Origin of the sequence: Micromonospora sp. H33, assembly GCF_052068455.1 — a bacterium.
GTDB lineage: Bacteria > Actinomycetota > Actinomycetes > Mycobacteriales > Micromonosporaceae > Micromonospora.
In genome coordinates, this window is sequence record NZ_JBQHDE010000004.1 from 416,763 (window position 1) to 441,481 (window position 24,719).

Annotated in this window: 20 protein-coding genes and 2 pseudogenes; 9 read left to right on the forward strand and 13 right to left on the reverse strand. The window is 72.4% G+C overall.

Features of this window, described 5'->3' with window-relative positions:
- Positions 1 to 72: 72 nt before the first annotated feature.
- Together ACTMS0_RS13730 and ACTMS0_RS13735 are read right to left on the reverse strand one after the other, a co-directional pair.
- Positions 73 to 1,653 (reverse strand): Rieske 2Fe-2S domain-containing protein, encoded by a 1,581-nt coding sequence (locus tag ACTMS0_RS13730; protein ID WP_441155529.1) that lies wholly within the window; start codon positions 1,651 to 1,653, stop codon positions 73 to 75.
- A gap of 112 nt (positions 1,654 to 1,765) precedes the next feature.
- A complete protein-coding gene (locus tag ACTMS0_RS13735) occupies positions 1,766 to 2,632 on the reverse strand; it encodes a tetratricopeptide repeat protein (RefSeq protein WP_441155530.1) in 867 nt (288 codons plus the stop codon).
- Positions 2,633 to 2,721: 89 nt separating this feature from the next.
- On the opposite strand from ACTMS0_RS13735, the gene ACTMS0_RS13740 reads away from it, so the two are divergent.
- Positions 2,722 to 2,943 carry a DUF2631 domain-containing protein gene (locus ACTMS0_RS13740; protein ID WP_441155531.1) on the forward strand — a complete coding sequence of 74 codons (222 nt, stop codon included), beginning with the start codon at positions 2,722 to 2,724 and terminating at the stop codon, positions 2,941 to 2,943.
- Between the two features lie 75 nt (positions 2,944 to 3,018).
- Here the strand turns inward: ACTMS0_RS13740 and ACTMS0_RS13745 are convergent, their stop codons facing one another.
- The 9 genes from ACTMS0_RS13745 to ACTMS0_RS13785 all read right to left on the reverse strand — a co-directional run bounded on the left by ACTMS0_RS13745 (position 3,019) and on the right by ACTMS0_RS13785 (position 11,930).
- On the reverse strand, positions 3,019 to 4,104 hold the full coding sequence (locus ACTMS0_RS13745; RefSeq protein ID WP_441155532.1) for a DivIVA domain-containing protein: 1,086 nt from the start codon (positions 4,102 to 4,104) through the stop codon (positions 3,019 to 3,021).
- A 31-nt stretch (positions 4,105 to 4,135) separates the two neighbouring features.
- On the reverse strand, positions 4,136 to 5,281 hold the full coding sequence (gene rlmN, locus ACTMS0_RS13750; protein WP_441155533.1) for a 23S rRNA (adenine(2503)-C(2))-methyltransferase RlmN: 1,146 nt from the start codon (positions 5,279 to 5,281) through the stop codon (positions 4,136 to 4,138).
- A 104-nt stretch (positions 5,282 to 5,385) separates the two neighbouring features.
- The gene (locus ACTMS0_RS13755) at positions 5,386 to 6,699 is read right to left on the reverse strand and encodes a phosphatidate cytidylyltransferase (RefSeq protein WP_441155534.1); all 1,314 of its coding nucleotides are present in this window, start codon (positions 6,697 to 6,699) and stop codon (positions 5,386 to 5,388) included.
- 386 nt (positions 6,700 to 7,085) lie between these two features.
- Complete coding sequence (gene frr, locus ACTMS0_RS13760; protein ID WP_168000193.1) at positions 7,086 to 7,643, reverse strand: ribosome recycling factor; 558 nt, start codon at positions 7,641 to 7,643, stop codon at positions 7,086 to 7,088.
- A 67-nt stretch (positions 7,644 to 7,710) separates the two neighbouring features.
- A complete protein-coding gene (pyrH, locus tag ACTMS0_RS13765) occupies positions 7,711 to 8,478 on the reverse strand; it encodes a UMP kinase (RefSeq protein WP_350648226.1) in 768 nt (255 codons plus the stop codon).
- A gap of 214 nt (positions 8,479 to 8,692) precedes the next feature.
- The gene (gene tsf, locus ACTMS0_RS13770; RefSeq protein ID WP_441155535.1) at positions 8,693 to 9,520 is read right to left on the reverse strand and encodes a translation elongation factor Ts; all 828 of its coding nucleotides are present in this window, start codon (positions 9,518 to 9,520) and stop codon (positions 8,693 to 8,695) included.
- Between the two features lie 136 nt (positions 9,521 to 9,656).
- Positions 9,657 to 10,481: a 30S ribosomal protein S2 gene (gene rpsB / locus ACTMS0_RS13775; RefSeq protein WP_441155536.1), complete on the reverse strand. Its 825-nt coding sequence runs from the start codon at positions 10,479 to 10,481 to the stop codon at positions 9,657 to 9,659.
- Positions 10,482 to 10,755: 274 nt separating this feature from the next.
- Entirely contained in the window at positions 10,756 to 11,691 is a 936-nt protein-coding gene (locus tag ACTMS0_RS13780) for a hypothetical protein (RefSeq protein WP_441155537.1), read from the reverse strand.
- Positions 11,692 to 11,738: 47 nt separating this feature from the next.
- On the reverse strand, positions 11,739 to 11,930 hold the full coding sequence (locus tag ACTMS0_RS13785; RefSeq protein WP_441155538.1) for a hypothetical protein: 192 nt from the start codon (positions 11,928 to 11,930) through the stop codon (positions 11,739 to 11,741).
- A gap of 178 nt (positions 11,931 to 12,108) precedes the next feature.
- Here ACTMS0_RS13785 and ACTMS0_RS13790 point away from each other — a divergent pair, with 178 nt between their 5' ends.
- The 3 genes from ACTMS0_RS13790 to dprA all read left to right on the forward strand — a co-directional run bounded on the left by ACTMS0_RS13790 (position 12,109) and on the right by dprA (position 15,367).
- The gene (locus ACTMS0_RS13790) at positions 12,109 to 12,468 is read left to right on the forward strand and encodes a YraN family protein (protein WP_441155539.1); all 360 of its coding nucleotides are present in this window, start codon (positions 12,109 to 12,111) and stop codon (positions 12,466 to 12,468) included.
- A gap of 15 nt (positions 12,469 to 12,483) precedes the next feature.
- Positions 12,484 to 14,004, forward strand: coding sequence for a YifB family Mg chelatase-like AAA ATPase (locus ACTMS0_RS13795; RefSeq protein ID WP_441155540.1), 1,521 nt, complete (start codon positions 12,484 to 12,486; stop codon positions 14,002 to 14,004).
- A gap of 103 nt (positions 14,005 to 14,107) precedes the next feature.
- Entirely contained in the window at positions 14,108 to 15,367 is a 1,260-nt protein-coding gene (gene dprA / locus ACTMS0_RS13800) for a DNA-processing protein DprA (protein WP_441155541.1), read from the forward strand.
- A 12-nt stretch (positions 15,368 to 15,379) separates the two neighbouring features.
- On the opposite strand, the gene ACTMS0_RS13805 is transcribed toward dprA, so the two are convergent.
- Positions 15,380 to 15,715, reverse strand: coding sequence for a hypothetical protein (locus tag ACTMS0_RS13805; protein ID WP_441155542.1), 336 nt, complete (start codon positions 15,713 to 15,715; stop codon positions 15,380 to 15,382).
- Positions 15,716 to 15,869: 154 nt separating this feature from the next.
- Here ACTMS0_RS13805 and ACTMS0_RS13810 point away from each other — a divergent pair, with 154 nt between their 5' ends.
- From ACTMS0_RS13810 to ACTMS0_RS13830, 5 genes and pseudogenes are all read left to right on the forward strand, one after another.
- Positions 15,870 to 16,070, forward strand: a complete 201-nt coding sequence (locus ACTMS0_RS13810; protein WP_441155543.1) for a hypothetical protein — start codon at positions 15,870 to 15,872, stop codon at positions 16,068 to 16,070.
- Between the two features lie 53 nt (positions 16,071 to 16,123).
- Positions 16,124 to 16,598, forward strand: a pseudogene (locus ACTMS0_RS13815) (site-specific integrase); the annotation flags it as partial.
- A gap of 95 nt (positions 16,599 to 16,693) precedes the next feature.
- A pseudogene (locus ACTMS0_RS13820) lies at positions 16,694 to 17,200 on the forward strand (tyrosine-type recombinase/integrase); the annotation flags it as partial.
- 361 nt (positions 17,201 to 17,561) lie between these two features.
- Positions 17,562 to 18,677, forward strand: coding sequence for a hypothetical protein (locus ACTMS0_RS13825; RefSeq protein ID WP_441155544.1), 1,116 nt, complete (start codon positions 17,562 to 17,564; stop codon positions 18,675 to 18,677).
- Position 18,678: 1 nt separating this feature from the next.
- On the forward strand, positions 18,679 to 19,410 hold the full coding sequence (locus tag ACTMS0_RS13830) for a class F sortase (RefSeq protein WP_441155545.1): 732 nt from the start codon (positions 18,679 to 18,681) through the stop codon (positions 19,408 to 19,410).
- Positions 19,411 to 19,468: 58 nt separating this feature from the next.
- On the opposite strand, the gene ACTMS0_RS13835 is transcribed toward ACTMS0_RS13830, so the two are convergent.
- Positions 19,469 to 24,523 carry an NAD-glutamate dehydrogenase gene (locus ACTMS0_RS13835; protein WP_441155546.1) on the reverse strand — a complete coding sequence of 1,685 codons (5,055 nt, stop codon included), beginning with the start codon at positions 24,521 to 24,523 and terminating at the stop codon, positions 19,469 to 19,471.
- Between the last annotated feature and the right edge of the window lie 196 nt (positions 24,524 to 24,719).

A 24,719-nucleotide genomic window follows, 5' to 3' on the forward strand; every position in this document is an offset into this window, starting at 1 on the left:
GGTCCCGTCGGGTCCGGACCGCTTCGAGGGCGCCACACCTGCATGGTCGCCCACCGGGGCGGACCACGTGGGTCAGGTGAGAGTTTCGCCGGCGGGGGCGGGGGTCTGCTCGTCGACGCGGTGGGCGCGGATCTTGTGCCCCACACTCGTCAGGCAGCGGCCGCTGGGCAGGTCGAAGCGCCACCCGTGCAGCTGGCAGGTGAGCTGGTCGCCCTCGATGACGCCGAACCGGCTCAGGTCCGCCTTGAGGTGCGGGCAGCGCCGCTGCACCACCCAGTCGTCGAGCGTGATGTCCTCGGCGTCGACGGCCCGCTCGTGCTCGTCGTACCAGCCCTCGGAGTACTGGAGCCGCTCCTCGGAGAGGCACTTGAAGAAGGAGTAGACGAACTCGTTGTACTGGCCGATCCGGGCCGCGGAGAAGCGGCAGGAGAGGAAGAGCGAGTTGACCCAGTCGACCTCGCCGATGTGCAGCAGGTGCTCGATCAGCGCCCGCTCGGTGCGGAACCGGTAGCGCACCTTCTCGTCCGCGTACGGCCGCACCTGCTTGCCGGGGAAGTCCACCACGATCGACTCGACGCTCTCGCCGTCGTAGCCGACCAGGTCGAAGCGGACCGGGCCGCCGACCCCCTTGGCGATGTAGATCGACTCGTCCAGCAGCGGCTCGATGCGACGCTGCATCTCCTTGAGCAGGTCGATCTCGGGGTGCCGCCAGGACGCCTTCTCCGCCTCGATGATCGGGCGCTTGCGCTCCCGCATCTCCTCCAGGTGGGCGACCTTGTTCGCGAAGAACTCCTCGACCGGCACCGGGTGCGTGGTCTCGCACGACGCGGTGGTGACCTCGGCGACGCTGCCGGGCAGCAGCACCACGCCGTTGGTGCCGCCGACCTTCGCGTACTCGGACATGAAGACCGACTGGTCGGGGAAGATGTTGCCCTCGTCGCCGTGGATGTCGTTGAACTGCCACAGCGTGTCGTCGAGGAAGCACGGCGGGCCGGCGATCGGGAAGACGTGGTCGGCCTTCAGGTCGTCGATGTACCGCCAGGTGCGGTCGAACTGGCGGTCCCGCTTCTGCTTGCCGAAGGCGGTCTTCGCCGCCTGCGGCAGCTCGTAGACCATCGGGTACCAGATCGCGCCGGAGAACTGGAGCATGTGCGCGTGCACGTGGCCCAGCTCGGCGAAGACGCTGAGGTCGGTCGGGCGGGCGTCGTTCTGGTTGAGCAGCCGGACCCCGTCGTACTCCACCCACAGCGACGAGTCGCCGATCGGGCCGTCGGTCGGGCTGGTCAGCGCCTGGATCATCACCTTGAGGCCGCCGTCCAGCTCGACGACCTCCTCGTTCGGCGCCTTCAGGAAGTGCGTGAAGCCCAGCTCCCGCAGCTCGTCCTCCATCTCCGAGGTGGGGAAGGCGGGCAGCAGGACGGTGGCCTTCTTCGACACGTACCGCTTGAGGTGGGCGGCGTCGAAGTGGTCCCGGTGCAGGTGCGAGACGTAGAGGTAGTCGACGTCGCCCAGCGTGTCCCAGTCGAGCTGGGAGTTGTCGGGGAACGGGAACCACGAGGCGAAGTACGCCGGGTTGACCCACGGGTCGCACAGGATGCTGCCCGCGGGGGTGTCGATCCGCATGCTCGCGTGCCCGGTACCGGTCACTCGCACCGCAGTTCCCCCTAAGAACGACAAACAAGGTGTACGCGGAAACGCTACCGGAGCCGCTCCGCCCGCCGCCCGCCGACGCCGGGAGTACCGGGGCGAGGCGCCCGACGGCAGGTCACCCCCCGGTCGGCCCCGTCCAGGAGCGCCGGTCGGGCGCGGCCGCACGCCAGCCGTCGAGCAGCCCGGGGATCTCGTCCGGCGGCGCGGCGAGGCTCACCCACTGCTCCCCGTGCACCGCGTGGTTCGGGTCGGCGGCGACGCTGCCCTCGCTGCAGCACGCGCAGATCGCCCGTACGCCGCTCGCCGGCTCGGCCCCGTACTCGCGCTCGGCGAAGACCGCCACCAGGGCGTGCACGTCGTCGACCGTGGCGGCCGCGATGCGGACGCTGCTGGTGGGCAGCGGTGACTCCCGCAACAGCAGCAGCTCGTCGAAGACGGGGAAGGTCTGCCCGTCGACCTGGCGCTCGCCGTTCGGCGCGCCGTCGTGCACGACGATCTCTCCGAACCGTCGCCCCGACTCCGGGGTGGGCACGTTGAGCACCTTGGCCCGGGTCGGGCAGAGCCGGCGGGTCCAGACCACCTCGGCCCGGCCGGCCGGGTCGAGCCGGATCGGGGCGACGCCGAAGTCCTCGACGATCTCCCCCGCGCCGTCGGGCAGCGTGAGCCCGTACCCCCGCCACGCGTCCCGCGCGGTGGCCCAGTCACCCATGATCGTCGCCGCAATGCCCAGGTTCCAGTACGCCGGGTCCTCGGTGCCGCGCTCGGCCCGGGCCGCCGCCTCACGACCCAGCTCGTACGCCTTCGCCCAGTTCCGGAGGAACTTGTGGGCCAGCGCGGCGTTGTACCACCACGCCTCGGCTTCCGGGATGTCCGGATACCGCCGCACCAGGCGCTCCCACAGTTCCGCGGCGACCGGCCAGTCCTGCGCCTCCCAGGCCTGCCGGGCCCGCTCGTACAGCGCCCGGTCGTCGTCGCGGGTCATGCGCCCCCCATCAGGTCGGACCCAGCGCCGGGCCCGGCGCGGGGCGTGCCAGACTAACCGGAGATCCGATCGCGAGGGAAGGACCGACAGTGGCAGGAAGCGAGCCGGTAACGTCGCCGGACCAGCACAAGCCGGGGCACCGCAAGTCCGGGCGGATCGGCGCGGTGGTCGTCGCGCTGGCGCTGCTGGCGATGCTCTGCGGCAACCACGAGGGCAGGGTCGAGGACATCTGGCTGATCGGCCTCGCCGTCACACTGCTGGCCATCGTCATCGGCGACGCCGTGCTGCGGCGCAACGGGCTGCGGTCGTAGGTCCGGCGCCCGCGCCGGCGAGACAAGTGCTGCGGGCCCGCTCCCGGTCGGGAGCGGGCCCTTGCACGTGCGCGGTCAGCGACCGAGCAGGATGTCCTGCACGTCCTTGAGGGCGGCGTCGACCTCCGCCTCGAAGTAGCCGCCCTGCACCAGACCGAAGCGCAGGGTGTCCAGGTCGCGGGGGTTCACCGGCATCGGGTTCCGCCCCTGCATCCCGCCGAGCAGGCTCTCGAAGAACCGGTCGACCTGGTCGGGGTCGTACCCGCTGCCGAAGCGGCGCACCTGGAAGCTGCGGCGGATCTGGTCGACCCGGTACAGGTCGCTGCCGGGCGGGCCGGCCATCGGGGGGCCGGCCATCGCGGGCGGGCCGGGAACCGGCGGGCCCGCCATCGGGCCGCCGAAGCCCGGCTGCGGCTGCGCGGGCGGACCGCCCATGCCGCGGCCCCGGTCGGGCATGCGAATCTCGGCGGTCATGTCGGTGCGCCCGTGCCGGCCGGCCTCGAAGCCGTCGAAGCGCTGCTCGTCCGAGCCGTAGCCGCCGGGACCGGAATCCGGGCCGTAGCCGCCAGGGCCGGAGTCCGGGCCGTAGCCGCCGGGGCCGGAGTCCGGGCCGTAGCCACCCGGCCCGGAGGGCAGGCCGCGGGGCGGCGCGCCGTGGCCCATCGGGGAACCCGGGCCACCGCGGGGCGGCTCGTAGCCGCCGCGGGGCGCGTCGTAGCCGCCGGCGAAGGCGCCGGTGGGCTCGTCGTACCGGCCGTAGCGGTCGGGCGGGCCGGGCTGCGCCGGCATGACCCGGGGCGGCATCGGCTGCGGCACCGGGGACATGCCGCGCTCGTCGCGCATCGGCGGCCCCATCCGCTCCGGCGGGCCGAGCCGGTCGGGCAGGCGGGGGTCACCGCCACGGCCGGCCAGGCCACCGCGCTCCTCCAGCTCGGCGAGCTGCCGCTCGACCCGGTCGAGGTGTAGGTCGACCTGCCACTCGTCGTAGCCGTTGAACCGGACCCGGAAGACCACGTCGTGGACCTCCTGCGAGGACACGGGCGCGCCGACCGGCTGCCCGGCCAGCGTGGCCTCGACGCGGTCGAGGAAGACGTCCACCTCGTCGACCTTGTATCCCCGGCGCAGCGCCTTGCGCCGGAAACGCTGACCCTGACTCGCCACTATGTCTCCTGGTCTCGTTCGCTACGCCCGGTCACGGTGTCTCCCCGGTCCCAACGGTTTCACTGCCCTCCGCGGCGGCGAGCTGACCACACGCTCCGTCGATCTCGCGACCCCGGGTGTCCCGCACCGTCGTGGACACCCCGGCGTCGCGCAACCGCCGGACGAACTCCCGCTCGACCGGCTTCGGGCTCGCGTCCCAGCGGCTGCCCGGAGTGGGGTTGAGCGGGATCAGGTTCACGTGGGCCAGCTTGCCGGCCAGCAGCCGCCCGAGCAGATCGGCTCTCCACGGCTGGTCGTTCACGTCCTTGATCATCGCGTATTCGATCGACACGCGACGTCCCGTGCGGGCCGCGTACTCCCAGGCCGCTTCCAGCACCTCGGACACCTTCCAGCGCTGGTTGACGGGCACGAGTTCGTCGCGCAGCTCATCATCGGGGGCGTGCAGCGACAAAGCAAGGGTCACTGAGAGGTCTTCGCTGGCCAGTCGGCGGATGGCCGGCACCAGCCCGACCGTGGAAACGGTGATGTGCCGCTGGGAGAGCCCCAGCCCCTCCGGGGCGGGGGCGACCAGCCGCCGGATCGCGGCCACGACCCGGTTGTAGTTGGCCAGCGGCTCGCCCATCCCCATGAACACCACGTGCGACAGCCGCGGCGGCGACCCGGCGACCGCACCGGAGGCGGCCACGCCCGCCAGGTAGACGGCCTGGTCGACGATCTCGGCGGTGGAGAGGTTGCGGGTCAGCCCGGCCTGGCCGGTGGCGCAGAACGGACACGCCATTCCGCAACCGGCCTGGCTGGAGATGCAGACCGTGACCCGGTCCGGGTAGCCCATGAGCACGCTCTCGACCAGCGAGCCGTCGTGCAGCCGCCAGAGCGCCTTGCGCGTCGCGCCGTCGTCGCACGCCAGCTCCCGCACCGGCGTCAGCAGCGTGGGGAGCAGCTGCTCGGCCAGCTTGTCGCGGGTCGCGGCCGGCAGGTCGGTCATCTGCCGCGGGTCGCGCACGAGGCGCCCGAAGTAGTGGGTGGAGACCTGCCCGGCCCGGAACCGGGGCTCCCCCAACTCGGCGACCAACGCCTGGCGGCCGGCGAGGTCGAGGTCGGCGAGGTGCTGTGGGGGCATTGCCGCCCGGCGTGCGGGGGCGTCGAGGTTGACCGGGGTCAGGGGCAGGCTCGTCATGGCGCGTCCAGTCTGTCACGCCCGGCGCTGGACGCACCCGTCCGGAGGTGCCGAATCGAGCCGGACCGCACGGACGGGAGCACCAGCGGGGCGTGATCCACGACTCAGCCCGCCACCGGGACCAGGACCGCCAGCAGCAGATACGCCGTCGGGGCGGCGAAGAGGATCGAGTCGAGCCGGTCCATCAGGCCGCCGTGCCCGGGCAGCAGGTTGCTCATGTCCTTCACGCCGAGGTCCCGTTTGACCATCGACTCGGCCAGGTCGCCAAGCACGGCCGCGGCGGAGACCGCCACCCCGAACAGGGCCCCCCACCAGAGGGGGACGTCGAAGAGCAGCCAGAGCAGCACCGCGCTGCCGAACGCCGCCGCACCGACCGACCCGGCCAGGCCCTCCCAGGACTTCTTCGGGCTGATCGTCGGGGCCATCGGGTGCTTGCCGAAGTTGGCGCCGGCCGCGTACCCGCCGGTGTCGGAGAGCACCACGGCGACCAGGGTCGCCAGCACCCGCAGGGGGCCGTCGTCCGGCACCGCGGCCAGCAGCGCCGCGAAACCGCCGAGGAACGGCACGTAGACCGCGATGAGGGTGGCGGCGGTGACGTCCCGCCGGAAGCCGGCCGGCCCGTCCCCGAGGCGCCACACCACCGAGCCCAGCACGGTGACGGCCAGGCCGAGGGTCAGCGCGTCGGGGCCGGCGAACCAGGCCAGCCCCACGGTGAGCACCGCGCCGGCGATCAGCGGGACCAGCGGCGGATGGGCGTCGGCGCGGCGGGCCGCCCGGGCCGTCTCCCAGCTGCCGATCGCCACCGCGCCGGCGACGACCAGCAGGAACGCCGGCGGGTAGAGGAACAAGGGCACGAGGATGAGGGCGCCGAGGGCGACGCCCACCGCGATGGCCGCGGGCAGGTTCCGGCCGGCACGACTCGACGACGCCTGCGGGGCGCTCGGCCCACCGGCCCGGCGGCGGCCCGGCTGGCGCCGACCCGACGGCGGCTGCGACGCGGCCGGGGCCGACTCGTCCCGGATCGGTTCGAGCTGCGTGGTGGGGTACTCCGACATCGGGGGCGCGTCATCCCGGACCGGTTCCAGCTGCGCGGTCGGGTACTCCGGATCGTCCCCGGCAGGGCCGTGGCGGCCGTTGCGGCCGTTCACCGCTGCCGGCCGGCCGCCGTACGCCGGGTCACCGGGGCCGGCCGGCTCCCGGAAGGGGCGGGCGCGGTCACGGTCGTCGTACCCGGGGTACGCCCGACCGGGGTCGGCCGGCGGGCGGGTGCGCGGGTCGGCGTGGAGATCCGGAGCGACGGCGGGCCCACGGGTCCACGGGCCGGGCTCGATGTCATGGTCGGGCCAGGGCAGGGCGGGCCCGTCCGGCCGGTCCCAGCCGCGGGGGTCGGCGCTGCCGTAGGGGTCGACGGGGGACATCACGCACCGCGCGGACGTGGCACGAGACCGACGACCAGACGCACAACCACAACCATCCCCTACCCGAGTGACTATCCCCTTCGGTTGACCGGCACGTCGGCCGGCCGATCCCCGCCGTTCACCGCACGGTGGCCCGGGAATCGTGCCGAGCCTACTGCACCCACCGCCGGGCACTCGGGACCGTTCCCGGCTGCCGGCCCGGGTGGACGCCCGGCTGCCGCCGGGCCCGGGCGGACGTTTCCACACCCGCCGACGCACGTTGCCGACAGCTGCCGGGCCGGGCGGACGTTGCCGACAGCCGCCGGGGAGCCCGCGGCTCGGAAACAGTCGTGGCACCGGCGCGCTGCCGCCCACGAGGGGCGCACGCCGGTGCCACGACGCTGGGGTCAGACCTCCAGCAGCTCGGCTTCCTTGTGCTTGACCAGCTCGTCGACGGTGGCGACGAAACGCTGGGTCAGGTCGTCCAGCTCCTTCTCGGCGCGGCGCCCCTCGTCCTCGCCGACCTCGCCGTCCTTGACCAGCCGGTCCAGCTCCTCCTTGGCCTTGCGGCGGATGTTGCGGACGGCCACCTTGGCCTCCTCACCCTTGTGCCGGGCCACCTTGATCATCTCGCGGCGGCGCTCCTCGGTCATCTGGGGGAGCAGGATGCGCAGCTGGTTGCCCTCGTTGTTCGGGTTCACGCCGAGGTCGGAGTCGCGGATCGCCTTCTCCATGGCGTTGATCTGCGAGTTGTCGTACGGCTTGATGATGACCATCCGCGGCTCGGGCACGCCGATGGATGCCATCTGCGGCAGCGGGGTCGGGCTGCCGTAGTAGTCAATGATGATCTTGGAGAACATGGCGGCGTTGGCGCGACCGGTACGGATGGCGCCGAACTCCTCCTTGGCGTGCTCGATGGCACGCTCCATCTTCTCCTCGGCCTCGAGGAGGGTGTCGTCGATCACCGGTCTCCTCGCCTCCTTCTGTGCTCGTCGTGGCTGGTCGTGTCGGAGGACCGCTGAGGTCGGCCGCTCAGGTGGTGATCAGGGTGCCGATCTTGTCGCCACCCACGGCCCGGATGATGGTGTCGTCGCCCTGGGCACCGAAGACCAGCATCGGCAGGCCGTTCTCCATGCAGAGGCTGAAGGCGGCGGCGTCCGCGACCCGCAGGTTGCGGCGGAGCACCTCGGAGAAGGTGATCGAGTCGAACTTGCTGGCGGTCGGGTCGATGCGCGGGTCGGCCGTGTAGACGCCGTCCACGCCGTTCTTGCTCATCAGCACCACGTCGGCCCGGATCTCCAGGGCGCGCTGCGCGGCGACGGTGTCGGTGGAGAAGTACGGCATGCCGGCACCGGCACCGAAGATCACCACGCGGCCCTTCTCCAGGTGCCGGATGGCGCGCAGCGGGATGTACGGCTCGGCGACCTGGGCCATGGTGATGGCGCTCTGCACCCGGGTCTCGATGCCCTCCTTCTCCAGGAAGTCCTGGAGGGCGAGGCAGTTCATCACCGTGCCGAGCATGCCCATGTAGTCGGCCCGCGCCCGGTCCATGCCGCGCTTCTGCAGCTCCGCGCCGCGGAAGAAGTTGCCGCCGCCGACCACCACCGAGACCTGCACCCCGCGCCGGACCACCGTGGCGATCTGCCGGGCGATGGCCTGGACGACGTCCGGGTCGACACCGATAGCGCCCCCGCCGAACACCTCACCGGAGAGCTTCAGCACCACCCGGCGGGCCCGACCGGGAGGTGGCGCCGTCGGATCGTCCGCCGCCAGACTCCGGTCACTCACAACCTGCGTCATCCGCCCCGCCCTTCACCATGCGGCGCCCCGCGCCGCGTACCGCGAAACTGCCGTGACCGACCCTAGGGGCCCGCGTCGAAGTCGCAGCCCGGCCGCGCCGGGACTTCGCCACAGACCCTATGTGACGAGGAGGCCGCGGTGCCTGACACGTACACCGGCGACCTCCTCGTCCACTTTCCCTCCCACGGGCGTGTTCACGCGCCCGTGGAGCGGCTCAGGCCTGGCCGACCTCGAACCGGACGAACCGGGTGATCTCGATGCCGGCCTCGGCCAGCACCTTCTGCACCGTCTTCTTGTTGTCCGTGACCGACGCCTGCTCCAGCAGGACGAAGTCCTTGAAGAAGGAGTTGACCCGGCCCTCGACGATCTTCGGCAGCGCCGCCTCGGGCTTGTTCTCCTCGCGGGCGGTCTGCTCGGCGATGCGCCGCTCGGACTCGACGACCTCGGTCGGCACCTCGTCGCGCTTGAGGTACTGCGGCCGCATCGCGGCGATCTGCATGGCCGCGCCGCGCGCGTCGGCGTCGCCCGCCTCGTCGGTCTTGCCGGTGTACTGCACCAGCACGCCGACCGCCGGCGGCAGGTCCTGCGCCTTGCGGTGCAGGTAGACCGCGACGGTGCCGTCCAGCTTGGCGAACCGGTTGAGCACCAGCTTCTCGCCGATCTTGGCGGACTGCTCCTGGACCAGGTCCGCGACGGTCCTGCCGTCGATCTCGGTGGCCAGCAGCTCCTCGGCGGTGCTCGCGCCGCTGCGCTCGCCGTGCTCGACCAGCTGCTGGGCCAGCGCGATGAAGCTGTCGTTCTTGGCGACGAAGTCGGTCTCGCAGTTGAGCTCCAGCAGGGCCTTGCCGGAGTGCGCGACGAGGCCGTTCGCGGCGGTCCGGCCGGCCCGCTTGCCGACGTCCTTCGCGCCCTTGACGCGCAGGATCTCGACGGCCTTGTCGAAGTCGCCCTCGGCCTCGGTCAGCGCCTTCTTGCTGTCCATCATGCCGGCGCCGGTCAGGTCGCGGAGCTTCTTGACGTCCGCGGCGGTGAAGTTGGACATGGCTCTCTCTTCGGTGTTGAGACTGCGGGTGGGATGGTCTGAGGTGGCGGTTACCCGGATCCGGGCCGGTTCTGCCCGAACTGCCCGCCGCTCCTCGCCGTCCGGGCGGACCGGACGGCGAGGAAGCGGCGCACGGTCACTCCGCGGCGGCGGCCGCCGGCTGCTCCTCGGCCTTCTTCGGCTCCTCGAGCAGCTCGCGCTCCCACTCGGCCAGCGGCTCGTCCGAGGCGACACCCGGCTCCGGCTTCTCGTCGGTGCCCCGACGACGGCCGGAACGGGCGATCAGGCCATCGGCGACGGCGGCGGCCACGACCCTGGTCAGCAGCTCGGCCGACCGGATCGCGTCGTCGTTGCCCGGGATCGGGTAGTCGACCTCATCCGGGTCGCAGTTGGTGTCGAGCACCGCGATGACCGGAATGCCCAGCTTGCGGGCCTCGTCGACGGCGATGTGCTCCTTCTTGGTGTCGACCACCCAGATCGCGGCCGGGAGCTTCTGCATGTCCCGCAGACCACCGAGGGTGCGGGACAGCTTCTCCTTCTCGCGGGAGAGCTGCAGGGTCTCCTTCTTGGTGTAACCGGCGGCGGTGCCGCTCAGGTCACCCAGGGCCTCCAGCTCCTTCATCCGCTGGAGCCGCTTGTACACCGTCTGGAAGTTGGTCAGCATGCCGCCGAGCCAGCGGTGGTTGACGTACGGCTGGCCGACCCGCGTCGCCTGCTCGGCGATCGCCTCCTGGGCCTGCTTCTTGGTGCCGACGAAGAGGATCGAGCCGCCCTCGGCGACCGTCCCGCGCACGAAGCCGTACGCCTTCTCGATGTAGTCGAGGGTCTGGCGCAGGTCGATGATGTAGATACCGTTGCGCTCGGTGAAGATGAAGCGCTTCATCTTCGGGTTCCAGCGCCGGGTCTGGTGCCCGAAGTGGACACCGCTCTCCAGCAGCTGACGCATGGTCACGACGGCCATGGTGGGGTACTCCTTGCGTCCCTGGTTGTCACGCCCGGCCGGCGGCCGGACGTCCTGGCGCCCGGTCGCCGGCCAGGAAGGGCCCGACCAAGATCGGGACCAGGGAGGCCGTCGCCCCACGACCAACCGTGGAGAGGGCGCGCGAGGTCGACCGCGCGAGGCGGTCGCCAGTCGACCAGTGTACGCCCCTTCCCGACCACCCCGTGCCCGGGAGTAAGGAAGGACCCCTCGTCGACGCCTGACGTTGCGGAAGGGGCTTCCGCGACCGCCGGGGTCAGCCGACCGCGAGCGCCGCCGCGACGAAGAGCACCAGCCCGACGGTCAGGTAGGCGGTCGGCGGGCGCAGCCAGCCCCGGCTCCCGTCAGCCAGCGACAGCCCGCCGGTCCGCAACCCGTACAGGCCCATCGCGAAGATCGGCAGACCGCCGACCAGGAACGTCCCGGCCACCACGTTCGCCGCCGAGACCGGGTCGCCGGTCACCCCGATGAGCAGCACCCGCAGCGCCGGCACCTCGAAGACCAGCACCAGCACCGCGAAGAGCACCGCCAGCGCCGGACGGCGGGTCCGGTAGACCCCGTCGCCGGCCCCGGGGGCGATCACCGTGCCCGGGGCGAGGTCACCCCGAGGCCCGACCGGCGGCATCGGCCCGGTCGGCATCTCCAGCGGGTGCGGCGTCTCGGCGGCCGGGCGGTTGGGCTCCACGACGGGGTAGCCGCCCAGTCCCGCCCGGGCCGGATCGACCGGGCCGGCCCCGCCCAACGCGTCGGCGCTGGAGGACGCCAGCGGATCGCGCCCCTCCCGGGACCGCCGGCCGGGCCGGTCGGTGGGCAGTTCGCCGGAGACCTCCGGACCGCTGTCGGCCCGCCTCGACCGGTGCCCCTCGGTCTCCACCGGCCTGTCCCCGTACGCATTCACCGCGCTGAAACGTCCCGAGTCGTCCTCACCGATGCGGAACGCGCCGGAGTCCTCCGGGCTCGGGAAGCGTCCACGGCCGGCACCCGCCGCGTCCCCGTAGCGGGCCTCCCCGCCGCCCTGCTCGGGGACACGGAGGTCGTCCTCGCGGTAGCGGCTCTCACCCGCGCCACGCCAGGCCGGCTCCCCGTAGCCCCGCTCCCGGTCACCGGAATACCAACGCGACTCCTGATCTTCGGAATAGCTCCGTCGTCCGTCCACGTCGGCACCGTATGCGACCGGCTGCGCGGGCGCCATTCGCCGGCGCCCCACCTCACCAGGGCACAGTGGCGGAAGAGCGCGCTTCACCCTTCGTGGCCGATCAGCCGGTCCAGCTCCGCCGCGAGGTCCGCGCGCAGGTCGTCGTGCCGGGCGCCGAGGGTGTACGGCGGGTCGCGCCACACCTCGTCCGGGTACCGGTAGACCGGCCAGTCCCGCACCTCGGCCGGCTCCCACTCGTAGCGGGGGCACCCGTGTGCCCTCGCGGTTTCCGCCACGCGTGGCGGACCGACCCGGTCCGGCCGCCGTTCGCCGGTCTCCGGTGACCAGGGACGACGCGCCTCCCCATAACACAGCGAAGGCATGATCGTCCGGTCGTCCACAGGGGACCTCGTTGTCCACAGGTCGGCGGGACGGGGCGGCGGCGGGTGCGGCGTCCGGGGCAGCGTGCCGGGCATGAGCAGACGGAACCAGGCGGTCGGCGCGTACGGAGAGCGCTGTGCCGTACGGCATCTGATCGGTGCGGGCCTGCGGCCCGTGGCACGCAACTGGCGCTGCCCGGAAGGCGAGATCGACATCATCGCCTGGGACGGGTCCGTGCTCGCGATCTGCGAGGTGAAGACGCGGCGCACCGACGACTTCGGCACGCCGGCCGAGGCGGTGGTCCGCGCCAAGGCCCGCCGGTTGCGCGGCCTCGCCGCCCGCTGGTTGGCCGAGACCGGCACGACCGCCGACGAGGTGCGGTTCGACGTGGTGGCGGTCCGCCTCAGCGGCGCCGGCCCGGCCCGCGTCGAGCACCTGAAGGGGGCGTTCTGAGATGGGGGTACGCCGGTGAGCTACGCCCGGGTGCTGTGCGTGGGTCTGGTCGGTGTCACCGGGCACGTGGTGCAGGTCGAGGCGGATCTCGCGTCCGGCCTGCCCACGGTGGCGATCACGGGCCTGCCGGACACCGCCCTGCACGAGGCACGGGACCGCGTACGAGCCGCCGTGGTCAACTCGGGCCGGACGTGGCCGAACCGCCGGATCACCATCAACCTGCTCCCCGCGACCCTGCCCAAGTACGGATCCTCCTTCGACCTGGCGATCGCGGCGGCGGTGCTCGGCAGTGCCGGGGAGTTGCCGCTGCTGCCCCTGGAGCGGGTGGTGGTCCTCGGCGAGCTGGGTCTGGACGGCACCGTCCGCCCGGTCCGCGGAGTCCTGCCCATGGTCGCCGCCGCGGCCCGCGCCGGCCACGACCGGGTGATCGTGCCGGTCGAGAACGCAGCCGAGGCGGCCGTGATCCCCGGGGTCCGGGTCCGCGCCGTCGACACCCTGCACCGGCTGGTCACCTTCGTCACCGAGGGGAGCCCGTTGCTGGAGCCGCCGCAGGGCGCGCCGGCCGCGGCACCGCCCGTACCCGATCTGGCCGACGTGGCCGGTCAGCTCCTGGGGCGCCGGGCCCTGGAGGTGGCGGCCGCCGGCGGGCACCACCTGGCGCTGCTCGGGCCGCCGGGCGCGGGCAAGACGATGCTCGCCGAACGGCTCCCGTCGGTCCTTCCCGAGCTGGACGACGACGCGGCGATGGAGGTGACCGCGCTGCACTCGATCGCGGGGCTGATACCACCGGGCGGGCAGCTGATCCGCCGGCCGCCCTTCCAGGCGCCGCACCACACCGCCACCGTCCCGGCTCTGGTGGGCGGGGGCTCCGGCCTCGCCCGTCCGGGCGCGGTCTCGCTGGCCCACCGCGGGGTTCTCTTCCTGGATGAAGCGCCGGAGTTCGCCAAGGGCGCGCTGGACGCGCTGCGGCAGCCGCTCGAGCACGGCCGGGTCCGGTTGGCGCGATCCCGCGGCGCCGCCGAGTACCCGGCCCGGGTGCAGCTCGTCCTGGCCGCCAACCCGTGCCCCTGCGCGAAGCCGTCCGGGGACGTCACCTGCGAGTGCTCGCCCCTGACCCGCCGGCGTTACCTGGGGCGCCTCTCCGGCCCGCTGCTCGACCGGATCGACGTGCAGGTCACCGTGCAGCCGGTCCGCGCGGCCGAGCTGACGGAGGTCGCCGGTTCCGGTGAGTCCTCGGCCGCCGTGGCCTCCCGGGTGGCGGCGGCCCGGGCGGCGGCGGCCGCACGCTGGTCGGGTCTCGGCCGTCGCATCAACGCGGAACTGCCCGGCCCGGTGCTGCGTCGCCCGCCATGGTGCCTGCCGGCGCCGGACACGCGGGAGCTGCGTGCCCGGCTCGACGCCGGCTCGCTCTCGGCCCGGGGGTTCGACCGGGTGCTCCGGCTCGCCTGGACCATCGCCGACCTGGACGGCCGGGACCGCCCGGACGCCGACGACGTCCGCGAGGCGATCGGGCTACGCACCGGGGAGGCGCTGTGAGCACCCGTGCACACCGCGAGGACACGCGGCTGTCGCCGAGGGAGACAGGTTGCGGTCGTCACGGTGACGGCAACAGGCCGCGGAAAACGACAGGAGAGGTGACATGACGATCCACCCCGCACCACGCGGTATGCCTCCGTCGACTGCCGGCGGGGAGGACGACCGGCTCGCCCGGGTAGCGCTGACCTGGCTCACCGAGCCGGGCACCCGGGCGGTGTTCCGCCTTGTCGAGCAGCGGGGGGCGGTAGCCACCCTCGCCCTGCTGCTGGACGGGGGCGCGCCGGAGCAGGCGCTGCGGGAGACGGTGGCGGCCCGTCTCGCGGCCGGCGACCCCGTGGCGGTGGCCGCCGAGGCGCTCGGGCGGGCGGACCGACTCGGCGCCCGCCTGGTGACACCGGCGGACGAGGAGTGGCCGGCACCGGTGGGCGATCTCCGCGACCTCGTGCTGGTGGGGGCGACCCGCAAGGTCGACCGGGAGACGGCCCCGCCGCTCTGCTTCTGGGTGCGCGGCGCCTGGCCGCTGGGCGAGGCGCTGGACCGGTCGGTGGCGGTGGTGGGGGCGCGCGCCGCCACCGGGTACGGCGTCCACGTGGGCACCGGGCTGGCGTACGGGCTGGCCGAGCGGGGCTGGACGGTGGTCTCCGGCGGGGCGTTCGGCATCGACGCCGCGGCGCACCGGGGCGCCCTGAGCGCCGGTGGGCTGACCGTCGCCGTGCTGGCGTGCGGCCTGGACCGGCCGTACCCGGTGGGCAACGCCGCCCTCTTCGACCGCATCGCCGAAACCGGGCTGCTGATCAGCGAATGGGCCCCGGGGGCGGAGCCGCTGCGGCCCCGGTTCCTGATCCGCAACCGGGTCATCGCCGCCGCGACGCGCGGCAGTGTCGTGGTGGAGGCGTCGGCGCGCAGCGGTGCCACGCAGACCGCCCGGCGCGCGTTGGCGATCGGCCGCCGGACGATGGTGGTGCCCGGCCCGGTGACCTCCGTCATGTCGGTCGGGGCCCACGAGCTGCTGCGGGATGAGCCGGACGCGCGGTTGGTCGCCGGCGTGGCACACGTGCTCGAGGAAGTGGGCCGGATCGGCGACGACCTCGCACCGCCCGCCCGAGGCCCCGAGCTGCCGAGGGACCAGCTCGACGACGAGGCGACGGCCGTGCTGGAGTCGCTGCCCCGCCGGGGTGTGACCGGTGTCGACGCGGTGGTCGCGAGGTCCGGCGTGGCGGTCCGGACGGCGCTGCGCAAGCTGGCCCTGCTGGAGGAGCTGGGCCTGGTCGTCCGGCGTGACGGCGGGTACGTGGTCGGCGCGCCGCCCAGGCGCGGTGCCGCGTCCGCGCTGACGGCGACCGGCGGTGCCGGCGGGCCATGACCGCGGCCGCGCTCAGTCGCCCTCGAAGCGGATCTCGGTGCCGGGCTCGCGCAGGCAGCGCCGGGCGAGCGCGACGACACTACGGACACGGGCCGCCTCGACCTCGGATCCCGCCACGTCCGCCAGGCAGCGCAACTCTTCGAGGAGGGTCGGCACCGACCGCGCGTCGAAGGCCTGGTCGCCGACCGGATCCAGCCGGTCCAGCAGGGGCGTCCGACCGGCGCCCCGGATCCGGTCCAGCAGCTCCAGCAGTGTGTCGTCGTTGTCCGGCACCACGCGCACCGGGACGTACGAGACGCGTCGACTGCCCGCGGGCAGCGCCCGGTAGAGAACGACATCCAGCCCCACGCGGTGCCTCCGCCCGTCGCGTCCGAAGCCGTGGCGGACCGCGCGGCACACCGTGTCCGCACGGTCCCGGGTGGACACACCTGTCGCCTGACGTGCGTCCACCAGCGACCGCCGGCAGCGTCGACGGCGGATGCACCGACCGTAAGCTGTACGGGTGCGCGCCGACAAGGAGTGCGGAGCCCGGCCGGCCGAGATGGCGCCCAGCGCGGTCGGCCGGGGTGGAGCTGGCCCGGGCGCGCCGGACCTGGGTGGGGTCACTTCGGCGGCGGTGGACCCGGCCGGAGCGGGTCGGGGCGCGCCGGGCCCAGGTGTGGTCGGTCCGGACCCGGTGGGCGCGGTCGGGGCCGGCACGTGAGTCGACGGGACAGCCGGGCGACGCGTGCCCTGCACGCGGCACTGCCGCCAGCGATGCGCGAGGCGGTGGACGAGTTCGCCACCCACCTGGCGCAGGTTCGCAACCGCTCCGCCCACACCATCCGGGCGTACGTCACGGACGTGGTCTCGCTGCTCGACCACGCCGTACGGGGCGGTGGCAGCAGTCCCGCCGACCTCGATCTCGCCGTGGTTCGCAGTTGGCTGGCGCGGCAGCGGACGATGGGGGCCGCCCGGTCCACGCTCGCCCGGCGGGCGGCCGCGGCTCGGACCTTCAGCGCCTGGGCGCACCGTCGTGGGCTGCTGCCGACCGACGTGGCCGCACCGCTGACCAGCCCCCGGGCGCACCGGGAGCTGCCCACCGTGCTCCGCGCCGACCAGGCCGCCGCCCTCGTCGAGGCCGCCGCACCGGCCCCACGAGGCCGGGCACCGACAGATGTCGCTCCTTCCCGAGCGGGAGTCGACCCGGCGAACGTGGACCCGGCGGGGACGGACCCGGCGGGGGTGCACCCGGCGAACGTGGACCCGGCGGTCACTGCGCCGTCGGCAGCGACCGGGGACCCGCCCGACGTTCCACAGGCCGCCGGGTCGGCCGCCGATGACCCCGATCCGGTCCGGCTGCGCGATCTGCTGCTGCTGGAGCTGCTGTACGCGACCGGGGTACGGGTGAGCGAAGTCTGCGGGCTGGACGTAGCGGACATCGACCCGGGCCGGCGGCTCATCCGCGTGCTGGGCAAGGGCGGCCGGGAGCGCAGCGTGCCGTACGGGCTCCCGGCGCAGCGGGCGCTCGACGGATGGCTGCGTCACGGCCGTCCGAGGCTGGCGGGACCGCACTCGCGGAACGCGCTGCTGCTCGGTGCCCGGGGCGGCCGGCTCAACGCGACGACCGCGCGCCGGATCGTGAGCGGGTACGCGGAGGCGGCCGGACTGCCCCGGATCAGTCCGCACGGGCTGCGTCACTCCGCCGCGACCCACCTGCTCGAGGGCGGCGCGGACCTGCGGGCGGTGCAGGAACTGCTCGGTCACTCCTCCCTGGCCAGTACGCAGATCTACACGCACGTGTCGGTCGAGCGGCTGCGTGCCGCCTACCGGCAGGCCCATCCCCGCGCCTGAAGCGGCTGGACCGGTTGCCCTCGACTCCCTGCCGATACGCGGTGCGTGGCTCCCCGCGTGCGCTGATTCTCGCATGGGAGCGCTTCCATAGCAATGCCCCGATGCCTACGGCCTGGGACGGGTGGGACGTTCCCCCCGAGCCGGCCCGGTCCGGACCGGTCCGCGCGGCCGGTCGGGAACAGCCCATTTGCCGGCAGATCGGTGGCTGCGCCGCTAAGGGTGCGTACCCCATCTAATACCCCTGACCTCCGTAAAGTGGAAAACACGAATCTTTCCCTTCATAGTTCGTGAAGCCGTCTAACGTCGGTCGTAGCTCGGATGTCGCCGAGACAAGGACAACAGGGATGGAGTGACGCAGGTCATGGCAAACAAGATGCTCGGGAAAGTCGTTGCGGGGGCGGCTCTCGGTGGCGCTTCCCTGCTCGTGTTCACGCCGGGGATGGCGTTCGCTGACGGCAACGACCACCACCGCCACGACAAGGACGGCAAGGTCATCGCGAAGCCGCACGTCGTCAAGCCGGGCGACGAGGTCAAGCTGCTGCAGATCTGCGAGGAGCCGCAGAAGCACGCGTTCGTCTGGTCGAAGGTGACCGGCAAGGTCAAGCTCAAGCCGGTCGACAAGCATGACGGCGACCACAAGGACGACTGGAAGGACGACAAGCACGGCAAGGACGACAAGCACGGCAAGGACCACGAGGGCAAGGACGACAAGAAGGACGACTGGAAGAAGGACGAGCACGACAAGAAGGACGAGCACGACAAGAAGGACGACCACGGCAAGGACGACGGTAAGAAGGACGACCACCGCAAGGACGACGGCTACGGCGGCGGTGCCGCCGACGACGCCCGGGAGCGGGACCACAAGGACTGGAAGGGCGACGAGCACGGCCAGGACGGCCGTGACTCGAAGGACCACGAGGACAAGTCCCGCGACCACGGCGACGAGCACGGCAAGAAGGACGACCACGGCAAGGACCGTGAGCACGACGGCAAGAAGGACGACCACGGCAAGGACCGTGAGCACGACGGCAAGAAGGACGACCACGGCAAGGACCGTGAGCACGACGGCAAGAAGGACGACCACGGCAAGGACCGTGAGCACGACGGCAAGAAGGACGACCACGGCAAGGACCGTGAGCACGACGGCAAGAAGGACGACCACGGCAAGGACCGTGAGCACGACGGCAAGAAGGACGACCACGGCAAGGACAGCTGGGAGCACAAGAAGGACTTCGTCTACTACGGCGAGGCCAAGGTCGACAAGTGGGCCAAGCCGGGCAAGTACGAGCTCAAGGGCTCCTGCGGCGAGGGCGAGCTGGTCGTGCTGCCGAAGGGCGGGGTCGACGGCGGTGACGGCGGCCTGACCGCCGGCACCGACCGGGGCCTGGCCGCCGGTGGGGCGAGCCTGGTCGGCGCTGCCGCCCTGGGTGGCCTGGTGCTGCTGCGCCGCCGTCAGACCGATGGTTCGCTGGTCTGACGTGACGACGACACGGGCCGGCGGCCGTCACGGGAAACCGTGGCGCGCCGCCGGCGCCGCCGTCGTCGTCCTGCTCGCCATGGTGGGCTCCGGCATGATCGGGGCCTCGCTCAAGACCTCGCCCGCTCCCCGACCCCCGCAGCCGCTCGCCCAGGCCGGACCCGCCGCCACCCGCTCGGTCGAGGCCGAGCCCGACGCCACCGGCCCGGTCGAGGCGGATCTTCCGGCCGAGGGCACCGATCCGGACGTGGCCGCCTCGCCGACCCCCTCCGGACTTCCCCGGTCCGCCCCCACCCGGATCGCCATTCCCCGCATCGGCGTCGACGCATCGATCATGAAGCTCGGCACCAACCCGGACGGGACGGTCGAGGTGCCCCCGCTGGAGCAGGCCTACCTGGCCGGCTGGTACGAGCCGGGACCCAGCCCGGGCGAGGTCGGCAACTCGGTGATCGTCGGGCACGTCGACTCGGCCGCGATGGGACCGGCGGTCTTCTTCTCGCTCGGCGCGTTGAAGCCCGGCGACCGGGTCAACGTCACCCGGGCCGACGGGCGCCAGGTCGCCTTCACCGTCGAGTCGGTGAAGGCGTACCCGAAGGCGGCCTTCCCCACCGAACTGGTCTATGGCCCCAGCGACAAGGTCGGTCTGCGGGTGGTGACCTGCGGCGGCACCTTCAACGAGGCCGCCGGCAGCTACCCGGACAACATCGTCGTCTTCGCCACCGAGGCGAAGTGACGCGCGAGGCGAAGCGGCCGGGCGGTCGGCTCGTCCGACCGCCCGGCCGCGTGCGACGTCAGGCGGCCGCGGAGGTCCGCACCAGCGTACGGATCTGGCGCAGCAGCACCGACAGGGCCGCCAGGTCGGCACGGGACTCGTCGAACTCCCCCATCGCCCGCTGGGCGCGGTGGATGGAGGTGGCGTTCGACTGCTCCCACTGGTGCACCCGCTCGTGCGGCGGCAGCGTGTCCGGCGTCGAGTCCAGCACCTCCACGGTGAGCGCGGCCAGCGCCGCGTACAGGTCGTAGCGCAGCGCCATCCGGGCCAGCGTCTGCCAGCGGTCCTCCCGCGGCAGCAGGGAGATCTTCGACAGCAGCGAGTCCACCCGGAACCGGTCGGAGAGCACGAAGTAGACCGACGCCACCTCGCCCACGTCCCGGCCGCTGCTCGCCGCCGTCTCCACCACGTCGAGCAGGCCGAAGCTGTACATCAGCCGGACGGCCTGCTCGGCCAGGTCCCGCGGCAGGCCCTTGGCGGCCATCGAGTCGATGTGCGCCGCGATGGCCTCCCGCTCGCTGCCGTAGAAGAGGGTCTCCATCTCGGGCAGGAGGCGGGCCACCCCACCGCGCAGACGGGCGATCTCCGCCGGCACGTCGATCGGCGAGCGGCGGTTGGTCACCAGCCACCGCACCGCCCGGTCGAGCAGCCGCCGGGTGTCCAGGTAGACACCCGTCTGGAGCTCGGGGGCGACCTTGTTGTCCAGGGCCTCCACCGCGGCCCACAGGTCACGCAGCCCGAACACCTCGCGGACCACGACGTACGCGCGGATCACGTCGGCGGCGCTGGCGGCGGTCTCCTCGACCACCCGGAAGACGAACGAGATGCCGCCCCGGTTGATCGCGTCGTTGACCAGCACCGTGGTGACGATGTCCCGGCGCAGCCGGTGCCGGCCCATCCGGTCGGCGAACCGCTTCCGCATCGGGGTCGGGAAGTAGTTGACCAAGACGTCGGTCGTCCACTCCTCGTCCGGGAGCCCCTCGGTCAGGATCTCCTTCTCCAGTGCGATCTTCACGTACGCGAGCAGCACCGCGAACTCCGGCGCGGTCAGGCCGGACTCGTTCCGGATCGCGAGCTCCTCGTCCGGCGGCAGCGCCTCCAGCGCGCGGTCCAGCGCACCGGACCGCTCCAGCTCGCTGATCATCCGCCGGTGCACCGGGAGCAGCGACGGCGCCTGCGCCTGGGCGTTGTTGATCGCCCGCGCCTGGTCGTAGTTGTCCCGCAGCACCAGGTCGGCGACCTCGTCGGTCATCTCGGCGAGCAGCTCGTCCCGCTGGGCGACGGTCAGCTCCTCGTCGGCGACCGCCGTGTTCAGCAGGATCTTGATGTTCACCTCGTGGTCGGAGCAGTCCACCCCGGCCGCGTTGTCGATGAAGTCGGTGTAGATCCGGCCGCCCGCCAGGGCGTACTCGATGCGCCCGTGCTGGGTGAAGCCCAGGTTGCCGCCCTCGCCGACCACCCGGCACCGCAGGTCCTTGCCGTTGACCCGGATCGCGTCGTTGGACTTGTCGCCCACCTCGGCGTTGGTCTGGCTGGACGCCTTTACGTAGGTGCCGATGCCGCCGTTCCAGAACAGGTCGACCGGCGCGGTCAGGATCGCCTTCATCAGCTCCTGCGGCGACATCTGGGTGACGTCGTCGTCGAGGCCGAGCACCACGCGGACCTGCGGCGTGATCGGCACCGACTTGGCGGTACGCGAATGCACACCGCCGCCGGCCGAGATCAGCTCGGGGTTGTAGTCCTCCCACGACGACCGGGACAGGTCGAACAGCCGCTTCCGCTCCTCCCAGGACGTGGCGGCGTCCGGGTCCGGGTCGAGGAAGATGTGCCGGTGGTCGAACGCGGCCACCAGCCGGATGTGCTTCGACAGCAGCATCCCGTTGCCGAAGACGTCGCCGGACATGTCGCCGACGCCGACCACGGTGAAGTCCTGCCTCTGGGTGTCGTGCCCCAGCTCGCGGAAGTGCCGCTTCACCGACTCCCACGCGCCGCGGGCGGTGATGCCCATCTTCTTGTGGTCGTAGCCGGCGGAACCACCGGAGGCGAAGGCGTCGCCCAGCCAGAAGTTGTGCGCGGTCGAGATCTCGTTGGCGATGTCGGAGAACGTCGCCGTGCCCTTGTCGGCCGCGACCACCATGTACGGGTCGTCGGCGTCGTGCCGGACCACGTCCTCCGGCGGCACGATCTCGCCGCTGACGATGTTGTCGGTGACGTCCAGCAGCGCGGAGACGAACTCCTTGTAGCAGACCACCGCCTCGTCCCGGTCGCCCGGCTTCTGCTTGAGCACGAAGCCGCCCTTCGCGCCGACCGGCACGATCACCGCGTTCTTCACCATCTGCGCCTTGACCAGGCCCAGCACCTCGGTGCGGAAGTCCTCCCGCCGGTCGGACCAGCGCAGGCCGCCGCGGGCCACCGGCCCGAAGCGCAGGTGCACGCCCTCGAAGCGGGGCGAGTACACGAAGATCTCGAACTTCGGCCGGGGCGCCGGCAGGTCGGGGATCGCCTGCGGGTCGAGCTTGACGGCCACGTACGACTTCGGTCGCCCGTCGGCCCGCTTCTGGTAGAAGCTGGTCCGCAAGGTGGCCTGGATCAGCGTCAGGTACGACCGGAGGATCCGGTCCTGGTCGAGGCTGGCCACGTCGTCGAGCGCGGCGTGGATCTCGCTCACCAGCTCCTTGCTCTGCTGCTGGCGCTGCTCCGCACTCGTCGCCCCCGGCGCGAACCGGACCTCGAAGAGCCGCACCAGCAGGGCCGCGATCCGCGGGTACGCGATGAAGGTGGACTCCATGTAGTCCTGCGAGAACACCGTGCCGGCCTGCCGCAGGTACTTCGCGTACGCCCGCAGCACGACCACCTGCCGCCAGGTGAGGCCGCCGCGCAGGACCAGCTCGTTGAACCCGTCCACCTCGGCCTCGCCACGCCAGGCCGCCGCGAACGCGTTCTCCACGTGCGGGCGCACCTCGGCCAGCTCCTGGTGCGCCTCGGGCAGTTTCAGGCCGAAGTCGTACAGCCAGATCCGGCCGTCGACACGCTCCACCTCGTACGGATGCTCGTCGACCACCTTCACGCCGAGCGAGTGCAGCACCGGGAGCACCGCCGACAGCATCATCGGCTCGCCGTACCGGTAGACCTTGAACCGCACGTCCATCGACTCGTCGACGTCCGCAGCGCGGCCGGCGCGCGGCGCCAGCTGCTTGCGGAACAGGTGCATCTCCAGCTGGCCGGGCTCCTCCAGCAGCTCCAGCTTCGCCAGGTCCTTCATGGCCTCGTACGGCGTGTGCCCGTCCTTGTAGCCCTCCGGGAAGGCGTCGGCGTACCGGCTGAACAGGTGCTTGGCCTGCTCGTCGCCGAGCTTGCGCTCCAGCACCAGCCGGTAGTCGTCGTCCCAGAGGCGGGTGGCGTCGGCCAGCTCCTCGGCGAGCAGGTCCGCGTCGATGTCGCCCGGCGGCTGCGTCGGGTCGGTGCGGACGATGAAGTGCACCCGGGCGAGCATCGACTCGGTGACCCGGGTCGTGTAGTCCACCCCGACACCGTTCAGCTCCCGCAGCAGGATGTCCTGCATGCGCAGCCGGTTCTGCGTCGTGAACCGGTCCCGCGGCAGGTAGATCAGGCAGGAGATGAACCGCCCGTACGCGTCCCGCCGCAGGAACACCCGTAGCTGGCGGCGACCGGCCATGCGCAGCACGCCGATCACCGCGTGGTACAGGTCGTCGGTCTTGATCTGGAACAGCTCGTCGCGCGGGTAGGTCTCCAGGATCTGGAGCAGGTCCTTGCCGGAGTGGCTGCGCTGGCTCAGGCCGGACCGGTCGAGCACCTCCGCCACCTTGCGCCGGACCACCGGCAGCTCCCGCACGCTGGTGCGGTACGCGGCGGTGGAGAAGAGGCCGAGGAAGCGCCGCTCCCCGACCACCTCGCCGGCCTCGTCGAACACCTTGAACCCGATGTAGTCGAGGTACGCGGAACGGTGCACGGTGGCCCGCGAGTTCGCCTTGGTGATGATGAGCAGGCGCTTCTCGGTGACCTTCTCGTGCGCCTCCGGCGTCATCGACGTCAGCACCCGGGCCTCCGTGGAGTCCGAGCGCAGGATGCCGAGGCCGGTGCCGAGGACGGCGTGCAACGCCTTGCCGCCGCCCTCGCCGGGCGCGTCCACCAGGCGGTACTCCCGGTACCCGAGGAAGGTGAAGTGGTCGTGGGCGAGCCAGCGCAGCAGCTCGACCGAGTCGGTGATGTCCTTCTCCGGCACCGGCGGCCGGTTGTCGCTGGTGCGGGCGGTGGCCAGCTCGTCGGCGAGGGCCAGGGCGCGCTGGCGCATCTTCGGCCAGTCCTCGACCGCCTCGCGCACGTCGGTGAGCACCCGCTGGAGCTCCCGGCGCAGCTTGTCCCGCTCGCCGGCGTCCCGGACCGGGTCGATCTCGATCCGCATCCAGCTCTCGACCAGGTCACCGGCGATCGCGTCGTCGGGCTCCACGTCGGCGGCCACCTCGACCAGCCGGCCGAGCGGCTCGCGCCGGACCACCAGCAGCGGGTGGACCAGCAGGTGCACGTCGAGGTGGTGCGAGTTGAGCAGGGCGGTCACCGAGTCCACCAGGAACGGCATGTCGTCGGTGACGATCTCCACGACCGTGTGGTGCTGGTCGGCGTCGGGTGAGTGGATCCGCAACTTCAGCTCGCCTGGTACCCGTTGCTCGGCCAGCTCCCGGTGGCTGCGGGCCGCGTCGAGCATCTCCTCGGCGGTGAAGCCGATCAGCTCCTCGTCCGGCGCGAACCGCCAGTAACGGCCGGCCAGGGTCGCCAAGTCGTGATCGTCGCCGGCGAGCGCGACCGCCTGGGCCACCAGGCGCTCCGCGTTGGGTACCGGTTCGTCGAGTTCCGCGTCCTCCACGTCCTCGGCCAGCGCGTCGGCGGGCAGGCCCATGTCGTAGATCGTGTCGATGCTCGAGCCGGTCAGACCGGTCACGCCGGTGTCGACCTCGCCGTAGCCGTCGGAATCGGTTGCCGAATCGAAGTTGTCGTCCCGGCCGGTGTCAACCTGCCGGAGATCGGGTCCCGGTTTAGTAGCCGGACGCCGGTCCATCGGTGCCACTCCCCTCGACCCACCGCGTTGTGGGTCACTCTGCCGCCAGCCTAGGCCCTGCCGATGAGCGCCTTGGTCGGCGGACCACAGTGCGGACGTCCGGATCGGGACTGTCGTCCTTTCACCTGTTGCGGGTACGCGGTTGGCCCGTCCCGGGATACCCCGCCGCGGGATGTTCATCACACCGTCACGGGTC